Source organism: Nitrosopumilaceae archaeon AB1(1) (assembly GCA_033471095.1).
GTDB lineage: Archaea > Thermoproteota > Nitrososphaeria > Nitrososphaerales > Nitrosopumilaceae > Nitrosoabyssus > Nitrosoabyssus spongiisocia.
The window spans coordinates 1,213,756-1,228,963 of record CP136752.1 but is presented as its reverse complement, the minus strand read 5'-3'; the positions used below and the strand labels follow the sequence as shown (position 1 = coordinate 1,228,963).

Below are 15,208 nucleotides of genomic sequence, written 5' to 3'. Positions count from 1 at the left end.
GCAAACTCTACCCTAGACTCATCAGGGAATGATTGTCATGCAACACCACAGACTCCAAACCGTTTTGCCTTTAGCCCTAATAATTCAGTATCTGCACAAATTGGTAATGGATTAAACTTTTATGGATTATACCCAGACTACGTAAATTATCTTGATCTTCCAGACTTGGCAGGTAGTCTATTCTACAATACAGACTTTACCATCTCGGTATGGGCAAATATTGGTGGCAATAGAGGTTTTGCTAGATTCGTTGATTTTGGCAATGGTCTGGCACAAGACAATATTGTATTTCAAAGCCCTATATTGGATTATTCCCCTTATGCTAACACGGATTTGACATATGATATGCTAAGAGGTAACGTATCTCAGAATGTCACAATTAGTGGTGTTTTGCAGAAAGGTCAATGGGCATACTTTACAGTTGTACATGAATCATCAGGTACAGCAACTATTTATCACAATGGTACCTCAATTACTAGTGGTGCTGTGCATACATCTAATGATGTGAATAGAACAACAAACTATATTGGAAAAATCAATTGGGTATTTAATCAATTCTTTAATGGCAAATTAGATGAATTCCGACTATCATCTACTGCTCGCTCTGCAGACTGGATTGCAACAGAGTATGCAAATCAAAACTCTCCTTCTACTTTCTTTACTATATCTACACCTGAAGATAGAAGTGTAGTGATAACTTCTGCTATTACCAATACACAAGGTGATAACATTATAATTACTTTTAATGAAAACATTACTTACTCGGCCACTATAACCGACTTTGCTCTTAATGGAACATCTGCTACAATAGATAGTATAACATCAAACTCCTCTTCAATTACTCTGAATTTAAGCAGAAATCTCTTGGCAAATGAAACCATAATTATCTCATATACTAAAACTAGTGGTGGAATAAACTCTACTCAAAATACTGACATAACACTAGAAAACTTTGTGAATCAACCTGTAATTAACAACATTTCAGATACTACTCCCCCAGTAATCACACTGAATGGTAATAATGTCGTTTATGTAGAACTTGGCTCATCCTACTCTGAGCAAAACGCCACTACTGATGATGGCTCTCCAGTAACAATTGGTGGTGACACTGTAAATTCATCTCTCGTGGGAAATTATACCGTCACCTATGACTCTGTTGATTCAGCAGGAAATAATGCCACCCAAGTGAATAGGCTTGTAATTGTTAGTGACACTATTCCCCCAGTAATCACACTGAATGGCAATAGTACCATAACACTATTTGTTGGCTCTACATATAATGAGCAAAACGCCACTACTGATGATAACTCTCCAGTAACAATTGGTGGTGACACTGTAAATTCATCTCTCAAGGGAAATTATACCGTCACATACAACTCTGTTGATTCAGCAGGAAATAATGCCACCCAAGTTGATAGAACTGTAATAATTTCTGATGCACCAGATGATACTCCCCCAGTAATCACACTAATTGGTAATGCTACTGTTTATGTAGAACTTGGCTCATCCTACTCTGAGCAAAACGCCACTACTGATGATGGCTCTCCAGTAACAATTGGTGGTGACACTGTAAATTCATCTCTCGTGGGAAATTATACCGTCACCTATGACTCTGTTGATTCAGCAGGAAATAATGCCACCCAAGTGAATAGGCTTGTAATTGTTAGTGACACTATTCCCCCAGTAATCACACTGAATGGCAATAGTACCATAACACTATTTGTTGGCGCTACATATAATGAGCAAAACGCCACTACTGATGATAACTCTCCAGTAACAATTAGTGGTGACACTGTAAATTCATCTCTCGTGGGAAATTATACCGTCACCTATGACTCTGTTGATTCAGCAGGAAATAATGCCACCCAAGTGAATAGGCTTGTAATTGTTAGTGACACTATTCCCCCAGTAATCACACTGAATGGTAATAGTACCATAACACTAAACATAAACTCTACATATAATGAGCAAAACGCCACTACTGATGATGACTCTCCTATCGTCATTGGTGGTGACACTGTAAATTCATCTCTCGTGGGAAATTATACCGTCACCTATGACTCTGTTGATTCAGCAGGAAATAATGCCACCCAAGTGAATAGAACTATAGTTGTTAGTGACACTATTCCCCCAGTAATCACACTGAATGGCAGTAGTACCATAACACTAAACATAAACTCCACATATAATGAGCAAAACGCCACTACTGATGATGACTCTCCTATCGTCATTGGTGGTGACACTGTAGATACAGATACTGTAGGCAATTACACCATCACATACAACTCTGTTGATTCGGCAGGAAATAATGCCGTTCAAGTAAATAGAATTATAGTTGTTCGTGACACTATACGACCAACAGTCGTTAATACTCCAATATATGACACTTTAGCACATACTCTAACTGTTACATTTAGTGAAAATGTAATCATACCTAATTCATCACGATTGGGTATAACTTCAGGAGCATTCACTACTACTAATGTTGATTCTACAAACAATCCTACTTTGGTTTTTACTTTTAGTAACAATATATCTGAACATGTGGTTAACACAAATCTACAACATAGTTCTGGAGCTAATGTACATTTTCCTACAGATTCTGTTTTAGACGCTGTAAATAATGGTATATTTAATACAGAAAATAGCTTAAACGTCCAAAGTAACGTTACATCAAGCGATCAGATGGTGTCTCCTACACTTCTTCATATAGACGTACCATTAATTGTTACACCTGAACATCAAAATGTTACTATCAATTATATCGCTACTACTTTAAACACTACTAATATCACTGCAGGATTAACTGCCAAACTTGTATCTACTAATGACATTACAGTCATGATACCTACTAGTACTATTATTACTCATGATGGTACTTGGGATTCGCAATTCCTTGCACCACGTACTGCTACTATTACTGTACCATCTACAACTGCAGGTCAGACTACTACTAGTCATGTAACGATTACAGCTATAACTTTGGGAGATGTAACAATTGATCTCAACCTAGGTGATACAGTTGTATCTATTGTATTTGAAAATCAAGGTGGAAATAATTATAATGCATATTATGTAAATACTATTGGCTCTACACCAACCCAGATGTCATCCTGTGGTACTAGTAATATCGCAGAAATTAATACTCTTTTAACCACTACTTCCACAAACGAATGTTTTGTAGATGACAACACTCATGTAACAATTTACACCACTCACCTATCCACCTATGCTCTAACATCTTCCACCGGTGCCACTAGTACTCAAGTACCTGCACCTATTCCATTTACTAGTAGTGGTGATGGCAGTAGCTCAGGAGGCGGCGGCGCAGGTCGTATATTCACTGGTGGTCAAGCCCCAATAATTGCAGAGGCTATTATTCACAAAGTATCTTGGGAAGTCAGCTGATGATAAAAAACTAGTTGAAATTATTGCTAGCCCATCATCTGATGATGCTTTTGTTACTATTAGTAGTTCCAAACTAGGAGTAATTAAAACTCAACTCTCCCTAACACAGCCCTACTCTGATAGAGTCGTCTATTTGGGTCTAGTGTCTTCTGATGAACGCTTTGTATTTGTAAAGGCTAGCGTATACTCTAATACTTTCTTTACAAGTGAACAAAAATTAGTAGATATTTCTCAACCCACCGGTTCCATCACTTTTGATTCTACATTACCTGTTACATCTACCGGTACCATAATGGACGATAATACCATAAAGGATGATAAAACCATAAAGGATGATGATATTATGATGGACGATAAAACCATAAAGGATGATGATATTATGATGGACGATAAAACCATAAAGGATGATAAAACCATAAAGGATGATAAAACCATAAAGGATGATAAAACCATAAAGGATGATAACTCTACTACCACTTCTCCTGGTAAAGGTGGTTGTCTAATCGCAACAGCAGTATATGGAACTGAGCTTTCACAACAAGTACAAATGCTCAGAGAGATACGTGATACAACTTTAATGACTAGTCTACCTGGAATATCCTTCATAACATCATTCAACCAAATCTATTACACCTTTTCACCTGTAATTGCAGATGCTGAGCGTGAAAACCCTCTACTGCGTGAAATAATTCAGACTATTCTATATCCTCTACTCTCTAGTGTATCTATAATGACGATGGTAGATGACTCGGAGAATAGTGTGTTGGCTTTGGGATTACTTGTAATTGCTATCAACTTGCTAATTTATGTTGGTCTACCAACATTGGCATTTGTTTATCTACATAAAAAAATTAAATCTGTCAAACTCGTATCTTAAATTCTTTACATAAAATCATTTCACTCAAATCTAATTTTGACCACAATGATGTGATGGAAAAAAATTAAATATTTGATATATGCAATATGACGAATCTGATACTATTAATTTAAAAACTCAATCTGAGATATTTGCCGACTATTTATGTGACATATCTGTAAAATCCACACCAAATAAACTTGGTACTAGTGGCAATGAGTTAATTGTTAATAATCATAGTAAAGGCTCTATTGCAAATTCGGGTGCTATTCATGGAGCGATACTATAATCTCTATTTTAATTTTATTTCTTTTGATTCTTCTTGGATTTATCACTATTTCTTGTAATCAACATATATGAACCATAAATTAATAATCCTGCTAGAAGAATATAAAATCCATATCTGCCAAGATAATGTGTAAAAGATAGATCTGCTTGATTGATATACGCAATCAAAATATTAATCGTGAGATATACAATCAATAAAACATCCATGTTATTTTGTCTCCGTTTTTATCCAGTGTATAAAAAAGAATCTCAAATACATTTTATTCACTACTTGTCAATAATATCAGATATCTTATTTGCCAAATCACCGTATTTGTTATTATATGTTGAACGTTATGTTAAAAGATCATCAAAATAATTACTCAAATGAGCATTATGAGCATTGGTATCTTTTAAATAATTATTTTCTAATACGGTCATATACTGTAAAATTTCATCATAACGATCCCATTGATCATTTGTAGAGTATCTTGTCAAAAGAGTGTTTAATAGACTATATACTCTTCATTATACTCTGTGGTGATTTCAGCATATATCTTATTGAACTGTCTCAAAGTTTATCACGTTCTAAGGTTGCAGCATTTGCGTAAGATTCTAACTGTATCAATTCATTGTTTAGTTTCTGTACTTCTTTCATCTTGTTTAATAATTCGACACTTTTGTCATAAAGACCAACATATTCATTAATACTGGGAATATTTGAAATAGATAGTGTGGTCAAAGCCACAAATCCCAAACTTATGATGATGGCCATAATTGATATACCAATAATTTTAAAGTTTGACAATTTATCGAATATTATGAACGAATGACGCTAGGCAGAACGGAGTGTCACAAATAGAAATACACGCAAGAGATTTGTATAAAATCGTAAATGGGCATCTGAGCGAGTCCCCTAGTGTGCCTAACTGTTGCAGTGTTATGAAAAGCAAAAAATATAATTCTAAGATTGTATCAGGACTGCCATTAACAAGGAAATACATTATTGATTCGTTACAATTTGTGAACACATTTGTGGTATAATTTACTGTTTTTATAATAACAATTATAATTCATTGATTTATGAGTAACACCCAAAGTTGCAACAGAACCTAACTTTAGTATTATTAAAATAATTAAAAATTAGACAAGTTCTTTTAAACGTGGCATTACGCTACTGGCAAATTTATCAATACTGCCAAAATAATTCTTGCCCCAAAATCTAATAACAAAGTGATTTACGCCTTTGTTCATGAATTTCTCAAATACGGGTATTATATCGTCAACCGTACCGACTCCGATAGATGAACGTGCTATATTATCTGGAATTGTGGTGGCAGCCTCTCGCATCTTTACAATCCACTCTTGATTTGACATAGAGTATTCTGTAAAGTATTTTTTGAAATCAAAACCTTGAATTTCTTTAAGATTATGTACACGTAATACTTCGGGTTTGAAAAGGCTTACTTTTATTGCCTCTTTCATCTTTGCCCAAGACTCTTCGGCATCTTCGGAAAAATAAACATCAATGTCAAGAGCATATTGGAAATTATCCTTTTCCTCCTGAGATCGATTGTTTGAATCCATTGACTCTTTAATCTTATTTGCGTGATCTTCAAACAACTCTGGGGTATATCCAATTGGAAGCCAACCATTACCATATTTACCAGTTAATCTCAATGTTCGCGAACCTCCAGCTGCCATGTATATTGGTGGATATGGTTTACGAATAGGGGCAGCTTGCAGACAAGCTCCTTTTAGTTGATAATATTTTCCATCAAAATCTACCACATTATCTGGGTTTGATGTGTATAATTTTTTAATAACTTGAATTTGCTCTTCCCATTTACTTACAGGTGTTTCAAAAGGTATGCAAAATTCTTTTAGGTTTTGTGCTTCTCCTGCACCTATACCAAGTATAGCTCGTCCCTTGGAGACACGATCAAGGGTAATTGCTGCAAGAGATATGTTTGATGGGTGACGACGAATGGCATCTGTCACACATGTTCCAAGTTCAACATTTTGTGTAACTGCGGCAATTGCAGATAACATAACCCAGGGATCAAGTACAGTTGCGTTTTTCCATTGTGGTACGTTTGTATGATCCATGTAAAAAATAGAATCATAACCAGTTTTGTCTGCCAACATACACGCAGTAAGTATTTGATCAATAGAATATCCAGCTCTGGCTACATTTAACCCATTTTGGATTCCAAATTTTAATTTATTCAACATTAATTTTTCAATTGTTTATTTAATAAATTTAGTCATCTAATCTACACAGTATTTTATTCATTAATTAGAATAATCATTCATCAGAGATATCAAATATATTTATAAGTAAGTGGATTTTGTTTGAATTATAATGACTTCAGTAGATAAAGCTGCCATGTTGTGGACAATCGCTATTGTATTTGTCGGTGTAGGTGTAGCAGTTGTATGGTCTGGCTTGGCAGATGACAGTTCAGCAGATTATAATAAAAACACGGATAGAATGATGATGGAAGAGGAGAAAATGATGGAAGAGGAGAAAATGATGGAGAAAATGATGATGGAAGAAAAGATAAAAAAAGATACTGCTCCAAAAAGAGTTCTTATTTCAATACCTAATGGAGCTGGATCACCGGATTGTGTACAAAACGATATATGTTACTCACCATCTAACGCAAAAATCAATGTGGGAGATACTGTAACTTGGACTAACGATGATATCGCAGTACACACAGTAACTACAGGTAATCTTCAAGAAAATCCAAATCTAGTAGGTGAGGCATATCCAAATGGTTGGGATAGTTCAATCTTTGCTAGCGGTACTACATTTTCACAATTATTTACAAACACTGGAACTTTTGACTATTATTGCCAAGTCCATCCATGGATGGTTGGAAGTATCACTGTAAGTTAATTAGATTATATTCATTTTTTGCACATGTCGATTATAAGATACACCAAATCTATGAGATTCATCTCTTGCAAATTGTAAAATTTGAAGAGATTTTTTATCCCTAGATATTATTAATGGCTCAGATTTGCCAACCGTGTAAATCTCCTCATTCTCCTTTGCAATCGATATGCAAGGAATAGATAGATTCAGTTTTTTCAATTCAGCATAGGCTGCGTTTAATTGGCCTTTGCCACCATCAACAAGTATAAGATCAGGTAAAGGCAAAGACTGGTTTTTTAGTCTAGTATATCGTCGTTTTACAATCTCTCCAATCATTGCAAAATCATCTCTGCCGCGTATGGTTTTTATCTTAAACTTTCTATATCCTGATTTATCAGGAATACCCTGGGAGAATCTAGACATAGAACCGACAGCAAAATCAGAGCCATGATTTGATATATCAAAGCACTCTATTATCTTAGGAATTTTAGTGATATGTAATAGTTGTTTTAGCTCTACAAGACCCGGTTCTGTACCTGCAGTTTGAAAAACTTGAATATTTTTCAAAAGTAAACTCATTAATTTTTTCTGTTTACCACTAGGAAGATTGATTTTAACAGCACGATCAGATTTACTAGACAACAACACCTCTAAAAGTTTTTTATTAATTATTGGAACATTGATAATTATCGTATTTGGAATTTTACGAGTGGTATAATATTGATAAAGAAAATTCGAAAACATATTATCACCGAGTATTTCAAATGAAAATCTATCACTGTCTTGTATTACACCTCTAATTTGACGAAAAGTCATAATGGTGGCAATATCATCAACAATGTCAATCCCAAAATACTCTTCATCAGAACCAGATATTGTCTCCATTTTTTGCTCTGCTGTCAAGTTATCTAATCGATATATTGTATCACGAATATTTTTTGCATACTCGTATTGTTGATGTTTGGAGGCAACCTCCATTTTAGAGCGCAGCACACTTTTGAATGTGACTAGATGTTGTGGATTTGTGAGAACTCTGCTCAGACCATCTATGTGGTGAGAATAGTTTTTTTGTGCATTTTTAAATTCACAGGGGGCTTCACAATTTCCCAAATGATACTCTAAACATGCTTTTTTTGGCAATGTTTTACAAATTCGAATTTGAAATGATTTTCGTAGTGTACCGATGGATAATAGTTTAGAGCTGCCATGGGTAAATGGACCGAATACCTTCCCATTACCTAGAAATTTCCCATCCCTAGTACGTCGAGTAACCAATAGACGAGGGTATTTTTCACTAGTTAATCTCAAGTATGTATATCGTTGCTGATCTTTNAGATTTATGTTGTATTTTGGTCGATACCGTTTTATCATATTTGATTCTAGTAAAAATGCCTCACTCTCAGTGTCTGTCAACACGTATTCAATATCTGCAATATTTTCCAACAGCTTTTCAGTCTTGTAATTTTGATTTTTTGTAAAATATGAACAAACACGTTTTTTTAAATTTTTAGCCTTACCGATATATATGATTTTCTTGGCAGTGTTTTTCATCAAATAAATACCAGGTTGAGTTGGTATTGTTTTTTTTAATATGTCAAATTTATACTTCATAAGTATTCTTTTAAATATGCTGCAGTATAACTTGATTTACTTTTTATGATATCCGAGGGTGGACCTTGAGTGACTATATGGCCTCCTTTATCACCACCTTCAGGACCCAAATCAATTATCCAATCCGAGTTTCTAATCACATCCATATTGTGTTCAATGACAATTATCGTATTGCCAAGATTACACAGTCTATTCAACACGTTTAGTAATAATTGTACATCAGAGAAATGCAAGCCTGTCGTAGGCTCATCGAGGATGTATAGTGTCTTTCCAGTATGAGTTTTGGATAATTCAGTTGCCAGTTTTACGCGTTGTGCCTCACCACCAGATAGAGTGATAGAGGACTGTCCAAGTTTGATGTATCCAAGACCAACATCATAAATTGTTTGTAATTTATTTTTAATTGAAGGTATATTTTCAAAAAACTTCAATGCCTCCTCTACTGACATGTCTAAAATGTCTGAGATGTCTTTACTTTTATATTTGACAGATAGTGTTTCAGAGTCGAATCGTTTTCCATTACATACACTGCATTTTACAAAGACATCAGAGAGAAATTGCATCTCTATCTTTTTAACGCCATCGCCCTCACATGCGCTACAACGGCCATCAGGGACATTAAATGAGAATCTACCTGGTTTATAGCCACGTTTTTTTGAAGATTCAGTTTCAGAGAAGAGAGTGCGAATTGGAGTAAACACACCCACATATGTGGCAGGATTTGATCTAGGGGTTCTACCTATGGGAGATTGATTAATGGATATTACTTTGTCTATATTTCCTGTACCGATTATTCGAGTGTGAAGACCAATTCGTTTCTTCACAGAGTAAAATTTACTCTCCAGGGAATTTAACAATATATCATTAACAAGTGTGGATTTACCAGAGCCAGACACCCCTGTCACTGAAATGAATAAGCCTAGTGGGAATTTGACATCTATACATTTCAGGTTGTTTTGACGAGCATTTTTAACCTCTAAAAATCCATTTTGTGTACGTTTCTTACTCTTTAAAGTAATGGATAATTTTTTATTCAAATATTTGCCGGTGATAGAATTTGATTTTGATATATCTTTGACTTTACCTTGAAAAACAATCTTACCACCATGAATTCCAGCACCAGGTCCAATATCTACAATCCAGTCTGAGTTTTTAATCACTACCTCATCGTGCTCTACAATAATTATGGTATTATCGAGATCACGTAATTTTATCAATGTACTGATTAATCGTGCATTATCTCTTTGATGCAATCCAATCGTAGGTTCATCTAGCACGTATAGCACACCTGTAAGATTCGAGCCAATCTGTGTTGCAAGACGTATCCTTTGAGCCTCACCTCCAGACAGAGTTGAGCTAAGTCTATTCAAAGACAAATATCCCAATCCAACATTTTTTAAAAATCCTAATCTTGAGGTTATCTCTTTGAGGACATCTTTTGCAATGAATTTTTCAACATCATTTAAAACTATATTATCAAAAAACTGTACACAGTCATCTATCTGTAAATCACATACATCTATAATTCCCTTTTTATTAATTTGTACAGCTAGTGATTCGGGACGTAATTTTTTCCCCTTACATTTTCTGCAGGGGGTAAAAGACATGAATTGACTATACCATTCTTTCATATTTGTGGACGCTCTTTGATATGATAAATTTAAGAGTTGAAGAATTCCAGTATCATATCCTTGTACGTCGGATTTACCATACAACAATAGTGAGTATTGTCGTTCAGTTAGATTTTCTATAGGAACGTTTGATTTAATTTTATAAGATCTCATTATCCTTTTAAGAACTTCACGATTCTCCCATCCATACGCTCGATATATTGGAGCAATCGCACCATCAAGAATAGATTTTGTAGGATTTGGAATGATTAGATCATCTTCAAACTCAAATTTTGCCCCTATACCATTACATTGTTAACACATTCCAAATGGAGAGTTGAAAGAAAATGCACGTGGTTCCATCTCACCGATTGTTATTCCACAGTGAGGACAGGCATTATTTTTTGAGTAAATATTGGTATGTTTCTCTGAATGAATGATTACATCCCCATTGGAGGCATTTACACCTGTCTCAATTGCCTCAAAGAGTCTTGAGCGCTCTGACTTTTGAATGGTGATTCTATCAACTATAATTTCTATATCATGCCATAGTTGTTTATCTAATTTTGGCATATCCGCATCCAAAAGATGTATTGAACCGTCTACACGTACACGAGAATAACCATCATTTTTAATTTTTTCAAAAATCTTTTCATGTGTGCCTTTTTTTCTACGTACAAGTGGGGATAGAATCAACACTTGTTGAGAGGTGAATTCTTTCAATACAGAATTACATATGGTATCTATTGATTGACTCGATATCTTTCTACTACATTTAGGGCAAAACGGGATACCTACTCTGGAGAATAATAGTCGCAGATAATCATAGATTTCAGTGGTTGTACCAACTGTCGATCGTGGGTTTTTACTAGTTGTTTTTTGTTGTATGGCAATGGCAGGTGATAGTCCCTCAATAACGTCCACGTCCGGTTTATCCATAATCTCAAGAAATTGTCGTGCATATGCAGATAACGATTCTACGTATCTGCGTTGTCCCTCAGCATATATGGTATCAAAAGCAAGTGTAGATTTACCAGAACCAGATACTCCACTTATTACCACTAGCTTGTGTTTTGGTATGTTTAGATCAATGTTTTTAAGATTATGATGTCTTGCCCCTCGTATCTTTAAATTTTCTATAGTCAATTTTCATATACAGCTCTTTTTTCAATTTTGTTAATACTTCACGATATTTTATAGCTGAACTCAAAGTCCAATTCTTCAGCAGCGTTATTCATCTTCTTCTCCATTACAATAATATCTTTTTCCAATTGATGATTAGTTTTACTTTTGATATCATAAGCGATTTTATCTGGTTGTTCAGGAATTGGTTTTATTATACTAGTGGGAGTGATCCCATGTTTTTTGTTATAATCTATCTGTTTTTTACGCCTAGCATCTGTAGTGGCAATTGCGATATTCATAGATTTAGTTTTAGTGTCTGCATACATTATGACCCTACCATGTTTGTTCCTAGCTGCCCTACCAAAGGTCTGAATTAGACTAGTAGAGTTGCGTAAAAATCCTTCTTTATCGGCATCTAAAATTGCCACAAGTGCCACCTCTGGCATATCTAGACCCTCTCGAAGTAGATTGATTCCAACCAAAACGTCAAATTCCCCCAAACGTAATTGTCTGATTATTTCAGTCCTCTCTAATCCGTCAATTTCTGAATGCATGTAACGGACTGCAATATTTTTTTTCGATAAATATTCTGCCAAATCTTCAGCCATTCTTTTAGTCAAAGTAGTGATTAAAACACGTTGATCACACTTTACAGATTTTTTGATTTCTAATAACAAATCATCCATTTGATTCTCTCGTGATCTAATCTGAATTGGGGGGTCTAACAGACCAGTAGGACGTAATACTTGATGTACAATTTTTGTAGAATTTTTTTGCTCATACTCAGATGGTGTGGCAGATACAAAGATAGTATTTGATTTTATATATTTTTCAAATTCTTCAAATTTTAATGGACGGTTATCATACACGCTGGGAAGTCGAAATCCATGATTTATCAATTCTTTTTTTCTAGAATGATCACCCTTGTACATGGCATGAAGTTGTGGTAAAGTCACATGCGATTCATCGATAATGATTATGTAATCTTGACCAAAAAAGTCCAATAAACAAAATGCGGGTTCCCCCAAGTCCCTACCATCAAAATGTCTCGAATAATTCTCAATACCGGAGCAATAACCCATCTCCTCTATCATCTCTAAATCATATTTTGTTCTACTCTCTAGTCTTTCACGTTTTAAATCACTTAGTACTTTTAATCTATCTTGAAGCTCTTTTTTTATTGAAATAATAGCATTTTCTTGTACATCTTTATCGATGAGATAGTGTTTAGCAGGATATAATTTTATCTCATTTATTCTATTCTTCTCCTTGTTTGTGATAGGATGTAGTATTGATAATCGTTCAATCTCATCACCAAACATAGACACACGTACAATATCTTGAGAGTATGCAGGTATGATGTCTATAGTATCGCCTCTTACTCTAAAGTTTCCAGGTACTAGATTAGTATCATTTCTCTGATATCGAGCTGTGATTAATTGTATCAAAAGTTCATTTCGTTTTATGACATCTCCTTGTTTTAATTTTATAGACATTTGTTCCCAATCTACAGGATTTCCAAGTGAGTAGATGCAGGATACAGTAGAAATAATGATTGTAGGTTCACCAGAAAGTAGCATCGCAGTTGATTCTAATCTCATTTTTTCAATCTTTTCATTAATTTGAGTATCTTTTTCTATATACGTATCAGTTTGAGGAATATAACCTTCGGGTTGATAATAATCATAATAACTAACAAAATATCCTACATTATTGTTGGGGAAAAAATTCTTCAGTTCCGTGTATAGCTCAGCTGCAAGTGTTTTATTATGTGAGATGATGAGTGTGTTTTTCCCAACATTAGATATAGTGTTTGCCACAGTAAAGGTTTTACCACTACCAGTTACACCCAGTAGAGTCTGAACCATTTGTTTCCCAAGTCCTTTTGTTAAATCATTAATGGCTCGAGTTTGTTCAGGAATTGGTTTAAAATCAGATATCAGGTCGAATTTTTTTATTGCATGCATAAAAAAACTGACTCCATATTACTAAGAGAAAGTAAAACTAAATGTTAATCTATTCATCAAAATATATATTTTTAACAAATATTTCGTTGAAATTTGTCATATTAGAAATCATAATTCTTGTATAAATCTCATAAACTCTAAAATTTAACAATAAAATTACAAAAAGTATATATGTGAAAATTGATTGTTAAGTTTATGAATAAATTAGCATTAATACCACTTTTCACACTATTATTTGTCATATCTACGGTTTCAGTAAGCGCAACGCCAGATGACGACTCTATGATGCACAATAAAATGATGGAAGATCATTCTGCAAATATCCCAATTTACATACCACTAACAATGGGTTATGTTGATGGTAATGAAGTATTTTACATTTCAACTGAGGCATCTATAGAAAAAATAGCAAATGATCTCTACAATTTTACTGGATTTCCTGTAACATATACACCTGAACTTGCACGTGTACCAGAATCTGCACTAGCAGAAATTTATGTATTTTCAAATGGAATCAAAGGAATCGGAGCACTTGGTTTTCAACCAAATGTTGCAGATTCAGAACCAGGAGATGAAGGGTATAGTCCATTATGGAATGTCAATGTTGTCACTTGGACAGAAGATGCAAGTGTAGAGGAGTTAAAATCAGAAGAAGCGATTCTAGATGCAGTTAACAACGGCAAATTATCAATTGAAGCTCCAGGACTTGTTGTAAATTGTCCATTTATAAAATGGAGTGATGGTCAAATGCAGATCAGAGAAAACATGACGCTAACTGATGATACATCATATGGTGGCGGACAAATTTTAGAGATAAATACTGAAGAAGGATATGTTGTATTTGTAGGTCACAAGGGTTATTTTGATAACAAAGTAATATTCTATATTGCTACTGACGCATCTGCAGAAGGTCCAGTGGANGATTTAGGCATACCTCTTGTACCAAAACTTTCAGAAACATTATTCCTAGGCTCTTCAGATCTAGTTGTATTCACAAATGGAATTGAAGGTGTGGGTCCTGCAGGTTTTCAACCTAGCATAGGTTCGACGAATATAGGTGATGAATTTTACAGTCCATTGTGGAGAATTTTGAAAGCAACATGGGCCAATGATACAACTCCTATCGAAATAATGTCATTTGAAGATGTAAGTGCCAAAGGAGCACAAGGTGATGTAACAATTAGTACACCTGAATTTGTTGTAAACTGTCCATTTATTGATGTAAAAGCACTACATCATGATGACGATTATATGAAAATGTTTGGTGAAATGATGATGATGGAAGATAATATGATGATGGGTGATGAGATGATGATGGAAGATAATATGATGATGGGTGATGAGATGATGATGGAAGATAATATGATGATGGGTGATGAGATGATGATGGAAGATAATATGATGATGGGTGATGAGATGATGATGGAAGATAATATGATGATGGGTGATGAGATGATGATGGAAGATAATATGATGATGG

Annotated in this window: 11 protein-coding genes; 4 read left to right on the top strand and 7 right to left on the bottom strand. The window is 34.6% G+C overall.

What is annotated here, in order from left to right:
* The first annotated feature begins 99 nt into the window (after nt 1-99).
* The 3 genes from R1F52_07050 (at nt 100) to R1F52_07040 (ending at nt 4,553) form a co-directional block, all read left to right on the top strand.
* Nucleotides 100-3,408: a DUF5011 domain-containing protein gene (locus tag R1F52_07050; GenBank protein WOV93886.1), complete on the top strand. Its 3,309-nt coding sequence runs from the start codon at nt 100-102 to the stop codon at nt 3,406-3,408.
* Nucleotides 3,365-4,285, top strand: coding sequence for a CFI-box-CTERM domain-containing protein (locus R1F52_07045; GenBank protein ID WOV92852.1), 921 nt, complete (start codon nt 3,365-3,367; stop codon nt 4,283-4,285). Before R1F52_07050 ends, R1F52_07045 begins: the two co-directional genes overlap by 44 nt.
* 79 nt (nt 4,286-4,364) lie before the next feature.
* Nucleotides 4,365-4,553 (top strand): hypothetical protein, encoded by a 189-nt coding sequence (locus tag R1F52_07040; GenBank protein WOV92851.1) that lies wholly within the window; start codon nt 4,365-4,367, stop codon nt 4,551-4,553.
* Nucleotides 4,554-4,567: 14 nt separating this feature from the next.
* Here the strand turns inward: R1F52_07040 and R1F52_07035 are convergent, their stop codons facing one another.
* From R1F52_07035 to R1F52_07025, 3 genes are all read right to left on the bottom strand, one after another.
* Nucleotides 4,568-4,759, bottom strand: coding sequence for a hypothetical protein (locus R1F52_07035; GenBank protein ID WOV92850.1), 192 nt, complete (start codon nt 4,757-4,759; stop codon nt 4,568-4,570).
* Nucleotides 4,760-5,102: 343 nt separating this feature from the next.
* Entirely contained in the window at nt 5,103-5,306 is a 204-nt protein-coding gene (locus R1F52_07030) for a hypothetical protein (GenBank protein WOV92849.1), read from the bottom strand.
* A gap of 368 nt (nt 5,307-5,674) precedes the next feature.
* A complete protein-coding gene (locus R1F52_07025) occupies nt 5,675-6,766 on the bottom strand; it encodes an LLM class flavin-dependent oxidoreductase (protein WOV92848.1) in 1,092 nt (363 codons plus the stop codon).
* A gap of 130 nt (nt 6,767-6,896) precedes the next feature.
* Between R1F52_07025 and R1F52_07020 the strand changes: the two genes are divergently transcribed.
* Nucleotides 6,897-7,436, top strand: coding sequence for a plastocyanin/azurin family copper-binding protein (locus R1F52_07020; GenBank protein WOV92847.1), 540 nt, complete (start codon nt 6,897-6,899; stop codon nt 7,434-7,436).
* On the opposite strand, the gene uvrC is transcribed toward R1F52_07020, so the two are convergent.
* From uvrC to uvrB, 4 genes are read right to left on the bottom strand one after another with little or no spacing between them, the layout of a single operon-like run.
* The gene (uvrC, locus tag R1F52_07015) at nt 7,437-9,026 is read right to left on the bottom strand and encodes an excinuclease ABC subunit UvrC (GenBank protein WOV92846.1); all 1,590 of its coding nucleotides are present in this window, start codon (nt 9,024-9,026) and stop codon (nt 7,437-7,439) included.
* Entirely contained in the window at nt 9,023-10,939 is a 1,917-nt protein-coding gene (gene uvrA / locus R1F52_07010; protein WOV93885.1) for an excinuclease ABC subunit UvrA, read from the bottom strand. The genes uvrC and uvrA overlap by 4 nt, the downstream gene beginning before the upstream one ends.
* Before the next feature lie 12 nt (nt 10,940-10,951).
* Nucleotides 10,952-11,782, bottom strand: a complete 831-nt coding sequence (locus R1F52_07005; GenBank protein WOV92845.1) for a hypothetical protein — start codon at nt 11,780-11,782, stop codon at nt 10,952-10,954.
* A gap of 38 nt (nt 11,783-11,820) precedes the next feature.
* On the bottom strand, nt 11,821-13,728 hold the full coding sequence (gene uvrB / locus R1F52_07000; GenBank protein ID WOV92844.1) for an excinuclease ABC subunit UvrB: 1,908 nt from the start codon (nt 13,726-13,728) through the stop codon (nt 11,821-11,823).
* Nucleotides 13,729-15,208 lie beyond the last annotated feature (1,480 nt).

Coding starts and splice junctions, on each gene's coding strand:
- R1F52_07020 (WOV92847.1), top strand. CDS start 6,897: ATGACTTCAGTAGATAAAGCTGCCATGTTGTGGACAATCGCTATTGTA.
- R1F52_07030 (WOV92849.1), bottom strand. CDS start 5,306: ATGGCCATCATCATAAGTTTGGGATTTGTGGCTTTGACCACACTATCT.
- uvrB (WOV92844.1), bottom strand. CDS start 13,728: ATGCATGCAATAAAAAAATTCGACCTGATATCTGATTTTAAACCAATT.
- R1F52_07040 (WOV92851.1), top strand. CDS start 4,365: ATGCAATATGACGAATCTGATACTATTAATTTAAAAACTCAATCTGAG.
- R1F52_07025 (WOV92848.1), bottom strand. CDS start 6,766: ATGTTGAATAAATTAAAATTTGGAATCCAAAATGGGTTAAATGTAGCC.
- R1F52_07035 (WOV92850.1), bottom strand. CDS start 4,759: ATGGATGTTTTATTGATTGTATATCTCACGATTAATATTTTGATTGCG.